This window comes from Pseudomonas palleroniana (assembly GCF_022836895.1).
Classification (GTDB): domain Bacteria; phylum Pseudomonadota; class Gammaproteobacteria; order Pseudomonadales; family Pseudomonadaceae; genus Aquipseudomonas; species Aquipseudomonas palleroniana.
In genome coordinates this window covers 2,336,439-2,354,086 of sequence record NZ_CP092411.1, presented here as the reverse complement: position 1 = coordinate 2,354,086, position 17,648 = coordinate 2,336,439, and the positions used below count along the sequence as shown (strand labels likewise).

Sequence of the window (17,648 nt, the reverse complement as noted above, 5' to 3'; positions counted from 1 at the left end):
TATATACCCGCTTGTATTCGAACAAACTCGCTTTCAAGCGAGTTCGTCCAGCAAGGCCAACAAGGTTTCGCGTTTTTGCGCACCCAGTCGATCGATCAGTTTCTGCTGCGCCGCCTCCCAGGCCGGCAAGGCGGCGGCCAGTCGTTCCTCACCCGCCGCAGTCAGCAGCACCAGGCGGTTGCGCAGGTCATCGCCCTCGACCAACTGCACCAGCCCTTCCCCTTCCAGCACTCGGAGATTGCGCCCCAAGGTGCTGCGATCCAGCCCCATGGCCTCGGCCAGGCTGGAAATACTCGGCTGGTCGAGACGTTGCAGGTTACACAGCAGAGAATACTGGGCGACGTTGATCCCGAAGCCGTCGAGAGCGCCGTCGTAATGCCTGCTGACGCCACGGGCGGCACGTCGCAGGTTGGTGCATAAACACTGGGAGGCAAGCATAGAGCGTGTATATACCCGGGATTAAGAAAATGCAAGAAAGTGTTACAGCACCAGCGCGATCAGAACGATCATTTCCAGTAGCTCCAGCAGCGCCCCGGCGGTGTCGCCAGTGGTGCCGCCCAGCCGGTTGACCATCAATTGACGCAAGCCGAAAAAGCTCAGCGCAGCGATTAAAACGGCGACACCGCCGCTGAAGCCGCCGATCAGCAGGCAGGCCAAGCCACTCAGGATAAGTACTTGCTGGCCGACGATCCGCGGTAAATGATCCGCCAGCGCCTGCCCCAGACCGCCGGCACGCACATAACGCGTGGTCAGGAACAACGCCAGCATCGAAGCCCGCCCGATCAACGGCGCGAGAATCAGCGCCACGCCATTGCGCTGCTCAATCAAGGCCACCAAGGCGGTGAACTTGAGCAGCAGCACCAGGCCCAGCGTCACCACGGCAATCGGGCCGCTGCGTGGATCTTTCATGATGGCCAGCGTGCGCTCGCGGTCGCCGAAGCCACCGAGCCAAGCATCTGCGCTGTCGGCCAGGCCGTCCAGATGCAAGCCGCCACTGAGCAACACCCAGGCCGTCAGCAAAAGCGCGGCGTGCAATAACAGCGGCGCGCCCATCAGCGCGATATTCAGGCCCCACAACAGCAACCCGAACAGTAAGCCCACCAATGGATAAAACAGCAGCGAACGCCCCAGCTCCTGAGGCTGCGGCATGCCTGGCAAACGAATCGGCAGGCTGCTCAGAAATTGCAAAGCGATCCAGAACGGCAGCATCGTCAGGCTCCTTCCGTCAACACGCCATCGGCCGCCACGTGCAGGCTGAACAATCCAGCGTGGCCGACTTCGACGTTCAGCAACTGTTCCCGAGGCAAACCGCGCGCCTGCGCCAGCAGCAGGCGCATCACACCACCATGGCTGATCAGCAATACGCGCTCGCCGGCATACGCCTGATGCAAGCGTGAGACGGCGCCGAGCACCCGCTTGGAAAAGTCGCTGACCGGCTCGCCCTCAGGCGGCGTGAAGCGGTACGGGTCGGCCCAGAACAGGCCCAGCCCTTCGGCATCGGTTTGCATCAGCGCCGCCGCGCTCTGCCCTTCCCAGGCGCCGAAGTGCAACTCTTGCAGATCCTTTTCCAGACTCACCGGCAGATTGAGGCGTGCGCCCAGCTCCTGAGCGAACAGCGCGCAACGCTGCAGCGGTGAGCTGATCAACCGATCCCACGGCCCCCGCTCCACCACGGCGCAGCGCATCTGCTCCCAGCCCTTGGCGGTCAGCGCGTCGTCCAGGCTACCGCGCAGGCCACCGCCCAACTCGGTTTCGCCGTGGCGCAGCAGGTCCAGGTACAAGGTCATGCCGGGCGGTCTGCCACAGCCGCTTCGGCAAAGGTCGCCATCTGCCCATGCAGCGCGCAAGCCAGTCGCAACAACGGCACCGCCAGCGCCGCGCCGCTGCCTTCGCCCAAGCGCAGACCCAGCGCCAGCAACGGTTGTGCCGCGAGGCTTTGCAGCACCGGCCGATGGCCCGGCTCCGCCCCCCCATGGCCGAACACCAGCCACTCCCGGCACGCCGGGTTCAGGCGCGTAGCGACCAATGCGGCAACCGTGCAGATAAACCCATCCACCAGCACCGCCACGCCCTCCTGGGCACAGGCCAGATAGGCACCGACCAACGCTGCAATTTCAAACCCGCCGAGGTTGAACAGGGTCTGCAATGCATCGTCACGCTGATCGGCATGCAATGCGAGTGCACGCTCGATGACGGCGACTTTATGGCTGACCCCCTGGGCATTCAGACCGGTGCCCGGGCCTGTCAGGTCACTCACCCGGCAATCGAGCAAGGCACACGCCAAAGCGCTGGCGGCGGTGGTATTGCCGATGCCCATTTCGCCGCCGATAAACAATTGTGCACCGCCTTCCAAGGCACGCCGGGCGCTGTCACGACCCGCTTGCAGGGCCAGGCGCCCTTGCGCTTGAGTCATCGCCGGGCCGCTGACGAAATTGGCCGTGCCCGCACCAATGTTCAGGTGGCGCACGCCGGGCAAATTCAGCGAGGGCGTCACGGTGCCGAGGTCGATCACTTCCAGCTGCGCATCCAACTGCCGCGCCAGCACGCTGATTGCCGCGCCGCCGGTGACGAAGTTATGCAACATCTGCCCGGTCACTGCCTGCGGGAACGCCGACACGCCTTCGGCTACCACGCCATGGTCACCGGCGAAGATGGCGATCCACACGTGATTCACCGAGGGTTTGAGCTGGCCTTGCAGGCCGGCCAACTGCACCGCCACAGCCTCCAATTGGCCGAGGGAACCGGCCGGCTTGGTCAATTGCTGCTGGCGAGCCAGCGCTTGTTCATGCGCAGAGGCATCGACGGCCTTGCAGGGGTTGAGCCACCAGGTGTCAGTCATAACGCAGTACCTTTCAACGTCAGGGGCAAGCCGGCAACCGTCAGGACAACGCGCTGACACCGCTCGGCCAAGGCTTGATGCAGCCAACCGGCTTCATCCACATAGCGGCGAGTCAATTCGCCCAGCGGCACGACACCCAGACCGGTCTCGTTGCTGACAAAAATGATTTCCCCCGGCAGAGACGCCAGGGTTTCCAGCAACTGTTCGCGCTCACGCACCAGGCGCTCGGCATCTTCGAGCATCAACAGGTTGGTGAGCCACAGCGTCAGGCAATCCACCAACAGGCAGCGCCCGGGCGCGGCGTTTTCGCGCAACACCTGGGCCAGTTCGACAGGCTCCTCGATCAAACCCCAGTGCACGGGCCGCCGCTGGCGATGCTGGGCGACGCGCTCACTCATTTCACCGTCCAGCGGCTGGCTGGTGGCGATATAGATGACGGGCAACCGGCTGTCGGTGGCGAGTTTTTCAGCAAGGCGACTTTTGCCGGAACGGGCACCGCCGATAATCAGTTGGTGCATGCTGCCACTCCACACAAAGTGCGCAATAAATCGGTATCCAGATGCTGCTCCACCAGGTCCGCCAGACGCTCGATATCGCGCTCGCGCAGGGCGTGGTAATCCACGGCTTGCACGTCGACCAGACCGGCCCAGCGCAGCAAGGCACTGCACGCGGCGGGCGTCTCGAACAGGCCATGCAGATAGGTGCCGAGAATCTGCCCGTCCGCACTCTGGGCACCGTCATGACGACCATCGTCCAGCAACACGGCCGCTTTCGACAGCGCATCGCCGGACGTCACCCCCGCATGAATTTCATAACCACTGACCTCGGCGTCTTCCAGCAATAAGCGCCCGCGCACGTTGCGCAATTGCTTCTCGGCTGCCAGCGTCGTGCTGAACGCCAGCAGCCCCAAGCCCTCGCTGGACCCGGCCTGCCCCTCCAGCCCGAGCGGGTCATGCACCTGCTCGCCGAGCATCTGCAGGCCGCCGCAAATCCCCAACACCTTGCCGCCGTAGCGCAGATGCCGGGCCACGGCAGTGTCCCACCCATTGGCGCGCAGATACGCCAGGTCGCTACGCACACTTTTGGAGCCCGGCAGGATGATCAGGTCGGCAGCCGGGATCGGCTGGCCCGGCCCGACAAATTGCAAGTCCACCTGAGGGTGCAGGCGCAGGGGGTCGAAATCCGTATGGTTGCTGATGCGCGGCAATACCGGCACCACCACCTTGAGCACTTGGGCCGCCTTGTCGATCTGGCGCGAATCAATGCCATCCTCGGCTTCCAGGTGCAGGTCCATCACGTAGGGCAGCACGCCCACGACCGGCTTGCCGGTGCGCGCTTCCAGCCAATCCAGCCCGGGCTGCAACAACGCGATGTCGCCGCGAAAACGGTTGATGACAAAACCCTTGACCCGGGCCTGCTCGGTGGGCGACAGCAGTTCCAGGGTGCCGACCAGATGGGCGAACACACCGCCGCGATTGATGTCGGCGATCAACAGCACCGGGCAATCCACAGCTTCGGCAAAGCCCATGTTGGCGATGTCATTCGCCCGCAGGTTGATCTCCGCCGGGGAGCCCGCGCCTTCCACCATCACCACCGGGTAGGCGGCGCTCAACCGTGCGTGAGAGGCCAGCACCGCTTGCATCGCGATGGCTTTGTAGTCGTGATAGGCCACTGCATTCATGCTGGTCACGGCGCGCCCCTGGATGATCACTTGGGCGCCGGTGTCGCTATTGGGTTTGAGCAGCACCGGGTTCATGTCCGTGTGCGGCGCCAGGTGGGCGGCCTGGGCCTGCACTGCCTGCGCGCGACCGATCTCGCCGCCTTCGGCCGTCACCGCGCTGTTGAGCGCCATGTTCTGTGGTTTGAAGGGTGCCACCGCCACGCCCTGGCGTACCAGCCAGCGGCACAGCGCGGTCACCAGCGTACTTTTCCCGGCATCGGAAGTGGTGCCTTGCACCATCAGCGTACTCATGCGGCTTCCTTGTAGGCCGTCAGGGCTGCATCGAGTCGCAGCCAATCCGCCTCGGTGTCAGGCAGGCCGAAACGCAGGCTGCTGTCGTGGACAAACAGGCGCAACAAGATGCCGCGATGAGCCATGAACGCATGCAGGCGTTCGGCGTGCGGTGTGATCAACCACTGGAACAACGCGCAGCCGCCGTGCGGCTGAAAACCATGACGCTCAAGCAGCTCATACAAACGTCGGCCGGCGTCGATGCACCGTTGACGCTGACGCGCGTGCCCGGCGCTGTCACGCAGGCACACCTGGCCCAGCACGCGTGTCGGCCCGCTGACCGTCCAGGGGCCAAGTTGCTCGGCCAACAACTTGAGCAACTTGCGTTCGGCCAGTACGAAGCCCAGGCGCACACCGGCCAGGCCAAAGAACTTGCCGAACGAGCGCAACACAATCAGGCCAACCTGATCGGCCTGCCCCGCCAGGCTCAGTTGCGGGGTAACGTCCATGAACGCTTCGTCCACCACCAGCCAACCGCCGCGCTGGGCCAGGCGTGAATGCCAGTCCAGCAGGCGTTGCGGAGCCAGGCTCAGGCCGGTGGGATTGTTCGGATTGACCACCACCAGCACGTCGAGGGCATCCAGGAAAAAGTCGACTTCCTGCTCCTGCACCTCGCGCACCACATACCCGGCGCGGCGCCAGGCTTCGGCGTGCTCGGCATAACACGGCGACAGCACGCCGACCTTACCGGTACGACGCAGGCGCGGCAGCAATTGGATCGCCGCCTGGGAACCCGCCACCGGCAGGACATGCGTGGTGCCGTAGTACTCACTGGCCGCCGCTTCCAGGCCATCATCGGTTTCCGGCAACCGCGCCCAGGCCCGCAGCGGGATCTCCGGGATCGGCCACGGCCAGGGCGCCAGGCCACTGGACAGGTCGAGCCAATCGGCTTCGGCAATTCCGTACTGAATCGCTGCCTTACGCAGCCGGCCACCGTGCTCAAGCATAGAATTGCGCCCCCGCGCAGAGAATCAGCAGCCATAACCATACGCCGCGCTGCACCAGTTGCCAGCCACGCTCGATGGAATCGGCATCGGCCGCCGGGCCTTCGCCCAACGGTGGACGCTGATGCAACTCGCCGTGATAAATCGCCGCGCCGCCCAGCTCGACACCCAATGCCCCCGCACCGGCCGCCATCACGGGCCCCGCATTGGGGCTGTCCCAGGTTCGGCCCTGGGTGCGCCAGCATTTCAGCGCCAGGCGGGTCTTGCCCAGCACGGCGTAAGTCAACGCCACCAGGCGTGCAGGAATATAGTTGAGTACATCATCGATCTTTGCGGCCGCCCAGCCGAAGCGCTCGAAGCGTTCGTTGCGATAGCCCCACATGGCATCCAGGGTATTGCTCAAACGGTAGAGCACCACGCCCGGCACACCGGCCACCACGAACCAGAACAACGCGGCGAACACCGCGTCACTGCCGTTTTCCAGCACCGACTCGGTGGCGGCGCGGGCGACTGCGGTGGAGTCCAGCTCACTGGTCTGACGGCTCACCAGGTAACTCACACGTGTACGCGCCTGTTCCAGGTCATCACTGCGCAACGCCTGAGCCACCGGCATCACGTGCTCGCCAAGGCTGCGCATGCCCAGCGCACAGTACAACGCGAGAATCTCCAGCACCCAACCCATGTAGGGAGCCCAGGACAACGCCGTGGCCAGCACGGTCAGCGGCACCACTGCGAGACACCACGCGGTCACGCCATGGCTGCGCCAGCCACGGCCACCGGTATTGAAGCGCTGCTCGATGCGCCCGGCGAAATTGCCGAACGCCACCAGCGGATGCCAACGCCTGGGCTCGCCCAGCAACGCATCCAGCGCCACCGCAGCGACACACAGCAAGGCCACACTCATTGACTCACTCCCCACACATTTTCATACAGCATGTCACTCAGCGGCCGTGGTTCGGTCCAGCCTTCGAGCTGCAACATCGGCGCCGGGTAGAACTCGGTCACCGGCCCCAGGCACAGCACCGCCAAGGGTTTCGCGCCGGGCGGCAGGCCCAGCAGTTCGGCCAGGGCCTGGGGCTCGAACAGCGAGACCCAGCCCATGCCCAACCCTTCGACGCGGGCCGCCAGCCACAGGTTCTGGATCGCGCAGGACAGCGACGCCATGTCCATTTCCGGCAAGGTGCGCCGCCCGAAAATATGCCGCTCGCGGTCATCCATCAACGCTGCCACCAAGACTTCGGCGCAGTCGTGGATGCCTTCGACCTTGAGCTTCATGAATTCGTCGGAGCGCTCACCGAGGGCCTCGGCGGTGCGCACGCGTTCGTCCTCCACCAGTTGTTGAATCTGCCCACGCAGGGAGCGGTCGCTGATGCGGATAAACCGCCAAGGTTGCATCAGCCCGACACTGGGCGCCTGGTGCGCGGCCTGGAGCAAGCGGTGCAACAACTCAGGGGCGACCGTGCCGCCGTTGAAGTGACGCATGTCGCGGCGTTCGGCGATAACGCGGTAGACCGCGTCGCGATCGGCCTGGGGGAAAGCGTTGTCACTCATGGTGTGGTTGCGACCTCGACATCGGGCGCAAACAGCGCGGCAACGGCTTGGGGGTTGGACGGAAAGTAGAAGTGTACGTACGAAGCGGTCATCCGCCCCTGACGATAAACCGCTTCGGCGCCGCGCCCACCATTGGGGCTCAAGCCTCGGGCAATCGGCTGCCACTGGGTGCTGGTCAGGGAATGGTGATAGGTGTGGCCGCGCAGCACCCCCTCCGGCAAGTCGACACTTTGCAGGGCCAGGGCGGCGAGTTTCTTTTGCATCACTGCGTCACCCTGCAGCAGGCCGACCAGTTCGGCGCGGGTGCCCTCAACGTCCGTGAGCGAGTCCAGCAGGTAGAGCATCCCGCCGCATTCGGCGAGCAAAGGCTTGCCGGCAGCGTGGTGGGCGCGGATGGCGTCGAGCATCGGTGTGTTGTCCGACAGCGCGCGGTGGTGCAGCTCCGGGTAACCGCCGGGCAAGTAGAGGCTGTCGACGTCAGGCAATTCACGATCGTGAATCGGCGAAAAGAAGCGTAGCTCGGCGCCCATCGCCCGCAGCACGTCAAGGCTGGCGCCATAGGTGAAGGCGAACGCTTCGTCGCGCGCCACGGCAATACGTACGCCGGCGAGCAGCGGTTCGGCCTCGATCAGCTCCGGGGCGGCAAAGCTCACCGGCGGCGGCAGAGCCACCTCGCAGCTGCTGCCCAGGGCCTGGGCGGCAGCATCCAGGCGTACATCCAGGTCATTCAATTCGCTGGCTTGCACCAGCCCCAGGTGACGGCTGGGCAACTCGATCCCGGTTTCCCGGGAGAGTGCGCCGTACCAGCGCAGGCCCTCAGTGAGACTTCCTTCAAGCAGTTGCGCATGGCGCAGGGTTCCCACGCGGTTGGCCAGCACGCCGGCGAACGGCAAGTCCGGCTGGTAACGCGCCAGGCCCAAGGCCAGGGCACCAAAGGTCTGAGCCATGGCGGTGCCGTCGATCACGCCCAGGACAGGCACGCCGAAGTGACGGGCCAGGTCGGCGCTGGACGGGGTGCCGTCGAACAGGCCCATCACGCCTTCGATCAGGATCAGGTCGGCCTCCCCCGCAGCTTCCCACAGTAGACGACGACTTTCCTGCTCGCCGACCATCCACATGTCCAACTGATAGACCGGCGCACCGCTGGCACGCTCGTGGATCATCGGGTCGAGAAAGTCCGGCCCGCACTTGAACACGCGTACCTTGCGCCCCAGGTTGCGGTGCAAACGGGCGAGCGCGGCGGTGACGGTGGTTTTGCCCTGGCCGGACGCCGGTGCGGCAATCAACACGGCTGGGCAATGACGGGGCTGGTTCAAAGTTCGACGCCCTTCTGTGCCTTGATACCGGCCTGGAACGCGTGCTTGAGCATGCCCATTTCGGTGACGGTGTCGCCCATTTCGATCAGTTCAGGCTTGGCACCGCGCCCCGTCACGACCACGTGCTGCATCGGCGGGCGGGCTTGCAGGTCGCTCAGTACCTGATCCAGGTCGAGGTAGCCGTGCTTGAGGGCAATGTTCAACTCATCCAGCACCACCAGGCCAATGCTCGGGTCTTGCAGCATTGCGCGGGAAACCGCCCAGGCAGCCTCGGCAGCGGCGATGTCGCGCTGACGGTCCTGGGTTTCCCAGGTAAAGCCTTCGCCCATCACATGAAAACGCACTTGTTCGGGGAAGCGGCGGAAGAACAATTCCTCGCCGGTGCTGTTACGCCCCTTGATGAACTGCACCACACCGCATTGCATGCCGTGGCCCATGGCGCGAGCGAGCATGCCGAACGCCGAACTGCTTTTGCCTTTGCCGTTGCCGGTCAGCACCAGCAGCAATCCGCATTCGTTGGGGGAGTTGGCAATCCGCTCATCGATGACGGCTTTTTTGCGCAACATGCGCGCCAGGTGGCGTTCATCGCGGTCAGGGGAATCAGTCATGGCAGCTCTCCGTTGGGGCTGAACAAAAACGGCGGGCAGAAAAAAGACCAAACAGACAGCCAAGCATCGCCCACCGTGATGCTGTTGGATGTTTCAGGCCGGTCTCCGGGCTCATGAGTGGCGCTCTACAAAAGAGCAAGCCGACGTTGCGCCTTCCCATATCGCGGGGCGATACAGTGGCAAAAGGCAGCGTCTTGACTCATTTACCGTTGCGGGGGCAGCGCCGGGATCGCGGCAGCACTGTGTACAAGCGCGCTCACTCACCGGCTTCCCTGTTTCACCCTGTCGACCCCTAGGTCACAGAGCACCTGGAACAAGCCGCGAAGGTTAGTGGGTTGGGGGTGGAGCGTCAATTAAAGCTGGCCGGACAAGCCAAAGCGGCAAGCGGGCATTGCACCCGCTTGTTGCAGCGTTGGGCGGTGTTTATGGATTACGAGCCAGGTTTGCCGGCAGCACGCGCTTGGCACTCAAGTAAGCATTTTGCCAATACGCTTTGGCCAACGTATCCAGCTTCACTGTACCGCCAGTCTGTGGGGCGTGTACAAAACGCCCCTCACCCACGTAGATACCGGCATGGCTGACCTGCGAACCGCCGCCCGTGGCGAAAAACAGCAAGTCACCGGTTTGCAGGTTTTCCTCACTGACATTCTGCGCACGCATCACGATCAATTCGCGGGTGGTACGCGGCAACGAGATGCCCGCCGCATCACGGTAGACGAAACCGATCAGGCCACTGCAATCAAACCCGGAATCTGGCGTGTTGCCGCCCCAACGATAAGGCGTGCCGACCAGGCCCAGCGCACGGAAGAGCACGTCTTCGGCAGCTGGCGAGAAACTCTGTGTGGAGTAATTGAACACCGGCTTGGGCTTGACGGCCACTGGAGCGGGTGGTGGGCGGCTTGCGCAGGCGCTGAGGAGCGCGGCACAAACAAGCAGAATGAGGCGGGCTGAGGTCGACATGGGCAGAACAATCCTGGTCTGGATGCGGCTTTTCGCTGCCGAACGCTGAAAACCAGAACGCGCAAGCAAAGCTTGCGCGAACGGATTCCAACAATATCCAGGGATTCTAGCGCTTACACGTCAAACTTCAAGTATCACTTTAACTTTACTTGCTAGCGGTAACCGTAGTCGGGGCCATCGCGAGTGCGCGCTTGGCTTCGATGAAGGTTTTGCTCCAGTAGCTGTCACCCAGGCTGTCGACGCGAACACCACCGCTGCGACGGCTGCTGGAGTGAATAAACTGGTTATCGCCCAAGTAGATACCGGCGTGGCTGACACGACCACGACCCGCTGTGCTAAAGAAAAGCAGATCACCCGGCTTGAGGTTGTTGCGTGCGACCAACGGTGCATTCACGTTGATCATTTCGCGCGTCGAGCGTGGCAGGTTCATGCCGGCTTCTTCACGAAACAGATAGCCGATGAAGCCGCTGCAATCGAAACCGGCTTCAGAGGTACCGCCGAAACGGTAACGGGTACCGATCAGGGACATGCCGCGTTCAAGAATGCTGTCGGCCAGAACTGGGAGCTGGTAAGGCTTGTTGCCGGCGAAGTCGGCCAGTTCCTTTTCGGTTGCCACTTCTTCTTCATAGACAGTCGAAGACTGGGAAGCAACGAATTTTGCCTGGGACTGCTGTTGGGTTTTGTGCTGCTCAGCCACTTGTTGAGGGTGGGAGGCGCAACCAAACAACAGGGTAACAAGTGCGAGGGGCACGAGGGGTGCGAAGCGATTTAGCATGGGCACGACCGTGGCTGATGTGTAAAGAAGTCGAGACTATGCCTTCTATCACATCGATTTGCAAATTCAATCGTGCTCTATGTGACTTCTTGTTTTGACCATGACATCTAAGCCCTTAACACCCCATACCTGCCTTTTGCGCGGCCAAAGTGGCCAAGACGCAGGTTTTCTGGCGCCTGAAATATGCCGAAAGCACCGAAATGACTGGGCTGGCTACCAGCCAAGGGTTTCTTTGAGGAAGGGGATGGTCAGCTTGCGCTGGGCTTGCAAAGAGGCTTGATCGAGCTGTTCGAGCAAATCGAACAACGCGCTCATGCTGCGGGTGCCACGAGTGAGGATGAAGTGCCCGACTTCGTCGGTGAGGTGCAGGCCGCGACGGGATGCACGCAGTTGCAAGGCCCGCAGCTTGTCTTCGTCGGACAAGGGGCGCATCTGGAAAATCAGCGCCAGGGTCAGGCGTGATTTAAGGTCGGCCAGCTTGACCGGCAATTCACGCGGCGATGTAGAGGCGGCAATCAACAAGCGCCGACCACTGTCGCGCAAGCGGTTGAACAGGTGAAACAACGCCTCTTCCCAGTCCGCCTTGCCGGCGATCGCTTGCAGATCATCCAGACACACCAACTCGTACTGCTCAAGATGGTCGAAGATCCCGATACCACGGTCCATCAACTCAGCCAACGGCAGGTACACCGCCGGCTCCCCCATCTGCTCGAAACGCAAGCACGCGGCCTGCAACAGGTGAGTACGCCCCACACCGTGCTTGCCCCACAGATAGATCAGGCTTTCAGTCCACCCGGCGTCGGCTTCGCAGAGCCGCTCGACATAGCCGAGTGCAGCGGCATTGGCGCCTGGGTAGTAGTTGATAAAGGTGGCGTCATCACGCAGACGCACCCCTAGGGGCAGCTGAATCGGTTTCATGCTGACTGAACGGCTCCAAACGAACCGTGAGTGGCCTCTGTGTAAAGTTTGCAAAGTTTATACCCGTGACGCCAGGCGCACAATGCAGCAGACAACAAGCAAAATCAAAGGTTTGCGTCAGCCTGGGGCTGTTTGCGCAAATTGTTTGACACCCTGCCTCCCAGAAACAACAAACCCGGCCGAGGCCGGGTTTGTCATGCAGAGGTTACAGCTCAGGATCTTCGACCCCCGTGTACACATCGGAATCCTTGTACAGATCGTGCACATGACGCACCAGCACCATGATCACCGCCGCCACCGGCAGCGCCAGCAGGATGCCAGTGAAGCCGAACAGTTCACCGCCCGCCAGGATCGCAAAGATCACCGCCACCGGATGCAGGCCGATCCGGTCGCCTACCAGCAATGGCGTCAACACCATGCCTTCCAACGCCTGCCCCACCATGAACACCGCGACAATCCCCAGCATCGGGTACAAGTCACCGCCAAACTGGAACAGCCCTGCCACCAGCGCCGAACCAATCCCGATCACAAACCCCATGTACGGCACGATAGCCGCCAACCCGGCGATCAAGCCGATCAACAGGCCGAGCTCCAGACCAATCGCCATCAAACCTGCCGCGTAGATGATTCCGAGCGCGAGCATCACCAACAACTGACCGCGCACGAACGCGCCAAGCACCTCATGGCACTCGTTCGCCAGGGACACAATGCGTTCCTCACGATCACGCGGCAGCAGGCTGCGGATCTTGGCCATCATGAGGTCCCAGTCGCGCAGCAAGTAAAACGCCACCACCGGGATCAGCACCAGGTTGGTCAGCCAACCAATCAGCGCAAGGCTGGAGGCCGTGGCCTGGCTGAGCACCGCACCGACAATATCGGTGGTCTGCCCCATATGCTCACTGATTGCCGCCTTGACCTTGTCGAACTTCCAGAAGCCATCCGCCAGCCCCAACTTGGCCTGGGCCCACGGCATCGCCGTGTGCTGCAACCAGTCGAGCATTTGCGGCGCCAGTTCATACAAGCGAAACAACTGCTTGGCCAGCATCGGCACCAGCACCAGCACCAATGTGGTGATGATCAAGGTAAACAGGACAAACACCGTCACCACACCCCAGGTGCGTGACATGCCGACTTTCTCCAGGCGATCCACCACGGGATCGAACAGGTAAGCGAGCAGCAACGCGACCAGGAACGGCGTCAGGATCGAATGCAGCAGGAATACAAAAACGCATAGCAGGACAATCCCGCCAAGCCACACCCAACGACGCGTATCCGCCATACACCACTCCATCTGTCAGTGACTGCCTTCCTCTATATAGAAGAAGGACGATTATTTACCAATGAAAACGTAGTTGCGCCTGCGGCTCGGGAGTTGCGGGCGCCTGGGTGCCGTCTGCCACCGGTTGCTGGGCCGGCGCCTGACCGGCAGGCACTTCCTGCAACTTGGCCAGGCTCAACTGAGTACGCAGTTGATCGGCACTGCCATTGACTCGATACACAATACGGCTGCCATCCACGAGCAGCGGCTGGCCCCCAAAGGGCTCCAGAAGATGGCCCAGGGCTGCGTAGCGCTCCAGGTTCATGCCCTGCACTTCCAGCAACTGCTCGGTACTGACACCGGGCTTGACGGCAAACCGTGGCGCCAGCTTTTCGCTGACGGCCAACATGACGGCATCGGCTACCGCTCCGGTATCGGCCCCCTGGGCGGTGCCCTGCTCGCTTTTGTCACCCAGCCACAGGCGCCATTTGGCCTGCCACTGATTGCCATCCTGGCGGGCGTGCACCGCCAGCAATGCATCGGCGCCGTAACGCTCGGAGGCTGCGCGCAGTGGCGTGGCATCCGCGCTTTCAAGATTGGGAGCGGTGGCGACCACCTGCTCATCCAGGTCGCCCAGCGGCAGACGCAACGGCAAGCCACGATGCTGCGCGGCCCGGCGCAGGGCCTGGGCAACGGCTTGACCATCGCCGACCAGGCTGCTGCCGTCCGTGGAATCGTTGAGCCACCAGCCGAGAATCGACGGTCGGTTGCTGCCCCAGATTGCCAAGCCAGCCTGTCGCAACGCGCGATCGGTGCTGACCGGGTCGAAATCCACCTGCAGGCTTTCCGGCGGACCGGCGTCGTAGCCGTACTGGGTAATGATCTGCTGCGGGTCTTTGCGAATCGCCGCCAGGCCCGGGCCATCGGCGGCCTTGGCGTCGCCGGTCAGGCGGATCACCAGGGTCTGCACGGCGCGCTGGGTCGCCTGGTCGCGTTCTTGGGGCGACTGGCTGCTGACAGGTTCAAGTACTTGGTAGAGGCCATTGAGGGTTTCGGCATGACTCGCCAGGCTGACCAACGACAAACAGCCTGCAAAAAAGAATTTACACAAACGCATGGAAGATTCCCGAACGACAAAATTAACGGGTAGAACAGGCCGCCTGAACTCGGCTCGACAAGGCTGTGACCACACCGACCGACAAAACATTCACAGGAGCCCGGTAAGTTTTCGTACTGTCATAACGATAGCGGGTTAAGGCTATACCTTAATACACACGACGAGAGCGGCGATTAGCATTTTTAACCGCGTTTTTTAACCTTTATAGCCCTGCCCGTCGGCGCGAGGATGGCCGCTGCCCCTCAAGCCTGATAAAATCGCGCGCCTTCGCAGACCGTCAATGGCTGGGCCTTTTACCAAAAGCCCCTGGCCGCTCGGTCGTTACCCCTGAATCCCCCCTAAAGGCCTGGATCATGAGCAAGCAACCCTCCCTGAGCTACAAGGACGCCGGTGTAGACATCGACGCCGGTGAAGCATTGGTCGAACGCATCAAGAGCGTCGCCAAGCGCACTGCGCGCCCTGAAGTCATGGGCGGCCTGGGCGGTTTTGGTGCCCTCTGCGAAATCCCGGCCGGCTACAAGCAGCCTGTGCTGGTCTCCGGCACCGACGGCGTGGGCACCAAGCTGCGCCTGGCCCTGAACCTGAACAAGCACGACAGCATCGGCATCGACCTGGTTGCCATGTGCGTCAACGACCTGGTGGTCTGCGGTGCCGAGCCCCTGTTCTTCCTCGACTACTACGCCACCGGCAAGCTGAACGTGGATACCGCCGCGCAAGTTGTCACCGGTATCGGCGCCGGTTGCGAACTGTCGGGTTGCTCCCTGGTCGGCGGCGAAACCGCTGAAATGCCAGGCATGTACGAAGGCGAAGACTACGACCTGGCCGGCTTCTGCGTTGGCGTCGTGGAAAAAGCCGAGATCATCGACGGCTCCAAAGTCGCCGCCGGTGACGCCCTGCTGGCACTGCCATCGTCCGGCCCACACTCCAACGGTTACTCGCTGATCCGCAAGATCATCGAAGTGTCCGGCGCCGACATCGAAAACACCCAGCTCGACGGCAAGCCACTGACCGATCTGCTGATGGCCCCGACGCGCATCTACGTCAAGCCACTGCTCAAACTGATCAAGGACACCGGCGCAGTCAAGGCCATGGCGCACATCACCGGCGGCGGCCTGCTGGACAACATTCCACGCGTTCTGCCAAAAGGCGCCCAGGCGATCGTCGACGTGGCCAGTTGGCAGCGTCCTGCGGTATTCGACTGGCTGCAAGAAAAAGGCAACGTCGACGAAACCGAGATGCACCGCGTGCTGAACTGCGGCGTCGGCATGGTCATCTGCGTGGCACAGGACCAGGTTGAAACCGCGCTGAACGTACTGCGCGAAGCCGGCGAGCAGCCTTGGGTCATCGGCCAGATCGCAACCGCCCCGGAAGGCGCGGCTCAGGTTGAACTGAAGAACCTCAAGGCCCATTGATGTCTCAGACCTGTGATGTCGTGGTGCTGCTTTCCGGCACCGGCAGTAACTTGCAGGCCCTGATCGACAGCACGCGCACCGGCGACAGCCCGGTGCGCATCGCTGCGGTGATTTCCAACCGCAGCGACGCCTACGGCCTGCAACGCGCCAGGGACGCGGGTATTGAAACCCGGGACCTGGATCATAAGGCTTTCGACGGCCGCGAAGCCTTCGACAGCGCCTTGATCGAACTCATCGACGCCTTCAACCCCAAACTCGTGGTCCTTGCCGGCTTCATGCGCATTCTCAGCGCTGGCTTCGTGCGCCACTATGAAGGGCGCCTGCTCAATATCCACCCTTCCCTGCTGCCCAAGTACAAAGGCATGCACACCCATCAGCGTGCGCTCGACGCCGGCGACACCGAGCATGGCTGCAGCGTGCACTTCGTTACCGAGGAACTCGATGGCGGACCTCTGGTCGTACAGGCAGTGGTTCCGGTAGAGTCGACAGACTCAGCGCAGACGCTTGCGCAACGGGTTCACGCCCAGGAACACAAGATTTACCCGCTGGCAGTTCGCTGGTTTGCCGAGGGTCGGTTGATTCTTGGTGCGCAGGGTGCATTATTGGACGGCCAGTTACTTGCGGCCAGCGGCCACTTGATTCGAACCTAGGAGATTTTATGCGTCGCGCCTTGCTCTTCGCTTTTGCGCTGTTTGCTTTGCCAGCCGTGCAAGCAGCAGATTTACATCCTTTCTCCGCCAGCTACACCGCCGACTGGAAACAGTTGCCCATGAGTGGTTCGGCTGAACGCAGCCTGACCCACAACAGCGATGGCACCTGGACCTTGAACTTCAAGGCGTCCATGATGATCGCCAGTCTCACCGAAACCAGCGTGATCAAGGTTGAGAAGGATGCTCTGCAACCCAAGAGCTACACCTTCGAACGCGGCGGCCTGGGTAAGGCGAAGAAGATCAACCTGGACTTCGACTACTCGACCAACAAAATCACCGGCTTCGAAAACAAAGACCCGGTCAACGTCACCCTCGAAAGCGGCATGCTCGACAAGTCGACCTATCAGTTGGCCTTGCAACGCGATGTGGCTGCCGGCAAAAAAAGCATGAGCTACCGCGTGGCTGAGGGCACCGACACCGACACCTACGACTTCCGCGTGATTGGCCCGGAAAAAGTCCAGACCAAGGCCGGCTCGATTGATGCAATCAAGGTTGAGCGCGTGCGCGATCCGTCGCAGACCAAACGCATCACCCAAATGTGGTTCGCCAAGGACTGGGGCGGCATCCTGGTTGCCCTGCGTCAGGTCGAAACCGACGGCAAGGAATACAACATCATGCTGTTGGACGGCACCGTTGACGGCAAGCCTGTCAAAGGCAACTGACCGAACGACACGACGAAGAGCCTCGCGAATGCGGGGCTTTTTTTCGCCTGTCGATTAGCCAATGGGCGGATGCCAACATGAAACTTCTGTCATAAATCACCAGCCTCTGCGACGCAATGTCGCTATTTGCGCGGCCTGCAGGACTGTTGCAGTTTCTGCAATTAATTGTTGCGCGCAAAATCAGTTTACTTAGCAAGCTAACAAAACATATAACAAAGGCCTGCGACGACTTGCCGCAGATCAACCAGAGATTGGAGCAAGCAGATGACTGTAAAAGTAACTGAACGCGACGACGAACATATGTCCCACGAAGCGGTAGCTCACGGGATTCACATCTGGGATGTCCATCAGCAAGACGTATTGGTCGGTATGTTTCACAACGAGAGCGATGCCAACAATTATAAAAACGAGCTCGAAATTCTCGAAATGAAACGCCAGGCACAAAGCTCCTGAAACTCTGAAATTCGAGTAGGCCCCCAGCCCACGCAGCTGAGGCCCCTACCGCCCAAAAACCCCGCCCTCGAGCGGGGTTTTTCGTTTTGGTCATCGGCATCGCGCATAACGATT

Annotated in this window: 20 protein-coding genes and 1 riboswitch; of the genes, 4 read left to right on the top strand and 16 right to left on the bottom strand. The window is 61.9% G+C overall.

The genetic code is table 11. The features are described 5' to 3' along the window. Window positions 1-33 precede the first annotated feature (33 nt). The 16 genes from MJP36_RS10815 to MJP36_RS10740 all read right to left on the bottom strand — a co-directional run bounded on the left by MJP36_RS10815 (window position 34) and on the right by MJP36_RS10740 (window position 14,297). Complete coding sequence (locus tag MJP36_RS10815) at window positions 34-438, bottom strand: MarR family winged helix-turn-helix transcriptional regulator (protein ID WP_060756079.1); 405 nt, start codon at window positions 436-438, stop codon at window positions 34-36. A 42-nt stretch (window positions 439-480) separates the two neighbouring features. Continuing rightward, window positions 481-1,209: an adenosylcobinamide-GDP ribazoletransferase gene (locus MJP36_RS10810; protein ID WP_244385348.1), complete on the bottom strand. Its 729-nt coding sequence runs from the start codon at window positions 1,207-1,209 to the stop codon at window positions 481-483. Window positions 1,210-1,211: 2 nt separating this feature from the next. Further along, complete coding sequence (gene cobC, locus MJP36_RS10805; RefSeq protein ID WP_244385347.1) at window positions 1,212-1,787, bottom strand: alpha-ribazole phosphatase family protein; 576 nt, start codon at window positions 1,785-1,787, stop codon at window positions 1,212-1,214. Beyond that, window positions 1,784-2,839, bottom strand: a complete 1,056-nt coding sequence (gene cobT, locus MJP36_RS10800; protein ID WP_244385346.1) for a nicotinate-nucleotide--dimethylbenzimidazole phosphoribosyltransferase — start codon at window positions 2,837-2,839, stop codon at window positions 1,784-1,786. The genes cobC and cobT overlap by 4 nt, the downstream gene beginning before the upstream one ends. After that, window positions 2,836-3,357 carry a bifunctional adenosylcobinamide kinase/adenosylcobinamide-phosphate guanylyltransferase gene (cobU, locus tag MJP36_RS10795; RefSeq protein ID WP_244385345.1) on the bottom strand — a complete coding sequence of 174 codons (522 nt, stop codon included), beginning with the start codon at window positions 3,355-3,357 and terminating at the stop codon, window positions 2,836-2,838. The genes cobT and cobU overlap by 4 nt, the downstream gene beginning before the upstream one ends. Next, entirely contained in the window at window positions 3,345-4,811 is a 1,467-nt protein-coding gene (locus MJP36_RS10790; protein ID WP_244385344.1) for a cobyric acid synthase, read from the bottom strand. The genes cobU and MJP36_RS10790 overlap by 13 nt, the downstream gene beginning before the upstream one ends. After that, window positions 4,808-5,797, bottom strand: a complete 990-nt coding sequence (cobD, locus tag MJP36_RS10785; protein ID WP_104994453.1) for a threonine-phosphate decarboxylase CobD — start codon at window positions 5,795-5,797, stop codon at window positions 4,808-4,810. Before cobD ends, MJP36_RS10790 begins: the two co-directional genes overlap by 4 nt. Beyond that, a complete protein-coding gene (gene cbiB / locus MJP36_RS10780; RefSeq protein ID WP_244385343.1) occupies window positions 5,790-6,698 on the bottom strand; it encodes an adenosylcobinamide-phosphate synthase CbiB in 909 nt (302 codons plus the stop codon). The genes cobD and cbiB overlap by 8 nt, the downstream gene beginning before the upstream one ends. Continuing rightward, window positions 6,695-7,345, bottom strand: a complete 651-nt coding sequence (gene bluB / locus MJP36_RS10775; protein ID WP_244385342.1) for a 5,6-dimethylbenzimidazole synthase — start codon at window positions 7,343-7,345, stop codon at window positions 6,695-6,697. Before bluB ends, cbiB begins: the two co-directional genes overlap by 4 nt. Further along, entirely contained in the window at window positions 7,342-8,661 is a 1,320-nt protein-coding gene (locus tag MJP36_RS10770) for a cobyrinic acid a,c-diamide synthase CobB (protein WP_060756088.1), read from the bottom strand. The genes bluB and MJP36_RS10770 overlap by 4 nt, the downstream gene beginning before the upstream one ends. Then, window positions 8,658-9,269 carry a cob(I)yrinic acid a,c-diamide adenosyltransferase gene (gene cobO / locus MJP36_RS10765; RefSeq protein ID WP_060756089.1) on the bottom strand — a complete coding sequence of 204 codons (612 nt, stop codon included), beginning with the start codon at window positions 9,267-9,269 and terminating at the stop codon, window positions 8,658-8,660. The genes MJP36_RS10770 and cobO overlap by 4 nt, the downstream gene beginning before the upstream one ends. A 79-nt stretch (window positions 9,270-9,348) precedes the next feature. Beyond that, window positions 9,349-9,596: riboswitch (cobalamin riboswitch) on the bottom strand. Window positions 9,597-9,692: 96 nt separating this feature from the next. Continuing rightward, complete coding sequence (locus tag MJP36_RS10760) at window positions 9,693-10,229, bottom strand: C40 family peptidase (protein WP_060756090.1); 537 nt, start codon at window positions 10,227-10,229, stop codon at window positions 9,693-9,695. A 145-nt stretch (window positions 10,230-10,374) separates the two neighbouring features. Next, window positions 10,375-11,004 carry a C40 family peptidase gene (locus MJP36_RS10755; RefSeq protein ID WP_090369459.1) on the bottom strand — a complete coding sequence of 210 codons (630 nt, stop codon included), beginning with the start codon at window positions 11,002-11,004 and terminating at the stop codon, window positions 10,375-10,377. A 213-nt stretch (window positions 11,005-11,217) separates the two neighbouring features. Continuing rightward, window positions 11,218-11,922: a DnaA regulatory inactivator Hda gene (hda, locus tag MJP36_RS10750; protein ID WP_017134884.1), complete on the bottom strand. Its 705-nt coding sequence runs from the start codon at window positions 11,920-11,922 to the stop codon at window positions 11,218-11,220. A 205-nt stretch (window positions 11,923-12,127) separates the two neighbouring features. Beyond that, window positions 12,128-13,201 carry an AI-2E family transporter gene (locus MJP36_RS10745; protein WP_244385341.1) on the bottom strand — a complete coding sequence of 358 codons (1,074 nt, stop codon included), beginning with the start codon at window positions 13,199-13,201 and terminating at the stop codon, window positions 12,128-12,130. A 55-nt stretch (window positions 13,202-13,256) separates the two neighbouring features. Further along, window positions 13,257-14,297, bottom strand: coding sequence for a DUF2066 domain-containing protein (locus MJP36_RS10740; RefSeq protein ID WP_161549108.1), 1,041 nt, complete (start codon window positions 14,295-14,297; stop codon window positions 13,257-13,259). A gap of 353 nt (window positions 14,298-14,650) precedes the next feature. Between MJP36_RS10740 and purM the strand changes: the two genes are divergently transcribed. From purM to MJP36_RS10720, 4 genes are all read left to right on the top strand, one after another. Next, window positions 14,651-15,709: a phosphoribosylformylglycinamidine cyclo-ligase gene (gene purM, locus MJP36_RS10735; RefSeq protein WP_060756094.1), complete on the top strand. Its 1,059-nt coding sequence runs from the start codon at window positions 14,651-14,653 to the stop codon at window positions 15,707-15,709. Continuing rightward, window positions 15,709-16,359 carry a phosphoribosylglycinamide formyltransferase gene (gene purN, locus MJP36_RS10730; RefSeq protein WP_060756095.1) on the top strand — a complete coding sequence of 217 codons (651 nt, stop codon included), beginning with the start codon at window positions 15,709-15,711 and terminating at the stop codon, window positions 16,357-16,359. The genes purM and purN overlap by 1 nt, the downstream gene beginning before the upstream one ends. A gap of 8 nt (window positions 16,360-16,367) precedes the next feature. Next, the gene (locus tag MJP36_RS10725; RefSeq protein ID WP_060756096.1) at window positions 16,368-17,081 is read left to right on the top strand and encodes a DUF3108 domain-containing protein; all 714 of its coding nucleotides are present in this window, start codon (window positions 16,368-16,370) and stop codon (window positions 17,079-17,081) included. Window positions 17,082-17,345: 264 nt separating this feature from the next. After that, on the top strand, window positions 17,346-17,534 hold the full coding sequence (locus MJP36_RS10720; RefSeq protein WP_060756097.1) for a hypothetical protein: 189 nt from the start codon (window positions 17,346-17,348) through the stop codon (window positions 17,532-17,534). The last annotated feature ends 114 nt before the right edge of the window (window positions 17,535-17,648 follow it).

Excerpts from the sequence above, each read along its gene's own strand:
- MJP36_RS10760 (WP_060756090.1), bottom strand. The coding sequence starts at position 10,229 with ATGTCGACCTCAGCCCGCCTCATTCTGCTTGTTTGTGCCGCGCTCCTC.
- cobU (WP_244385345.1), bottom strand. The coding sequence starts at position 3,357 with ATGCACCAACTGATTATCGGCGGTGCCCGTTCCGGCAAAAGTCGCCTT.
- purN (WP_060756095.1), top strand. The coding sequence starts at position 15,709 with ATGTCTCAGACCTGTGATGTCGTGGTGCTGCTTTCCGGCACCGGCAGT.
- MJP36_RS10745 (WP_244385341.1), bottom strand. The coding sequence starts at position 13,201 with ATGGCGGATACGCGTCGTTGGGTGTGGCTTGGCGGGATTGTCCTGCTA.
- cobD (WP_104994453.1), bottom strand. The coding sequence starts at position 5,797 with ATGCTTGAGCACGGTGGCCGGCTGCGTAAGGCAGCGATTCAGTACGGA.
- bluB (WP_244385342.1), bottom strand. The coding sequence starts at position 7,345 with ATGAGTGACAACGCTTTCCCCCAGGCCGATCGCGACGCGGTCTACCGC.
- MJP36_RS10740 (WP_161549108.1), bottom strand. The coding sequence starts at position 14,297 with ATGCGTTTGTGTAAATTCTTTTTTGCAGGCTGTTTGTCGTTGGTCAGC.
- MJP36_RS10755 (WP_090369459.1), bottom strand. The coding sequence starts at position 11,004 with ATGCTAAATCGCTTCGCACCCCTCGTGCCCCTCGCACTTGTTACCCTG.
- MJP36_RS10725 (WP_060756096.1), top strand. The coding sequence starts at position 16,368 with ATGCGTCGCGCCTTGCTCTTCGCTTTTGCGCTGTTTGCTTTGCCAGCC.
- MJP36_RS10790 (WP_244385344.1), bottom strand. The coding sequence starts at position 4,811 with ATGAGTACGCTGATGGTGCAAGGCACCACTTCCGATGCCGGGAAAAGT.
- cobC (WP_244385347.1), bottom strand. The coding sequence starts at position 1,787 with ATGACCTTGTACCTGGACCTGCTGCGCCACGGCGAAACCGAGTTGGGC.
- cbiB (WP_244385343.1), bottom strand. The coding sequence starts at position 6,698 with ATGAGTGTGGCCTTGCTGTGTGTCGCTGCGGTGGCGCTGGATGCGTTG.
- MJP36_RS10810 (WP_244385348.1), bottom strand. The coding sequence starts at position 1,209 with ATGCTGCCGTTCTGGATCGCTTTGCAATTTCTGAGCAGCCTGCCGATT.
- cobO (WP_060756089.1), bottom strand. The coding sequence starts at position 9,269 with ATGACTGATTCCCCTGACCGCGATGAACGCCACCTGGCGCGCATGTTG.
- hda (WP_017134884.1), bottom strand. The coding sequence starts at position 11,922 with ATGAAACCGATTCAGCTGCCCCTAGGGGTGCGTCTGCGTGATGACGCC.
- cobT (WP_244385346.1), bottom strand. The coding sequence starts at position 2,839 with ATGACTGACACCTGGTGGCTCAACCCCTGCAAGGCCGTCGATGCCTCT.
- purM (WP_060756094.1), top strand. The coding sequence starts at position 14,651 with ATGAGCAAGCAACCCTCCCTGAGCTACAAGGACGCCGGTGTAGACATC.
- MJP36_RS10815 (WP_060756079.1), bottom strand. The coding sequence starts at position 438 with ATGCTTGCCTCCCAGTGTTTATGCACCAACCTGCGACGTGCCGCCCGT.
- MJP36_RS10720 (WP_060756097.1), top strand. The coding sequence starts at position 17,346 with ATGACTGTAAAAGTAACTGAACGCGACGACGAACATATGTCCCACGAA.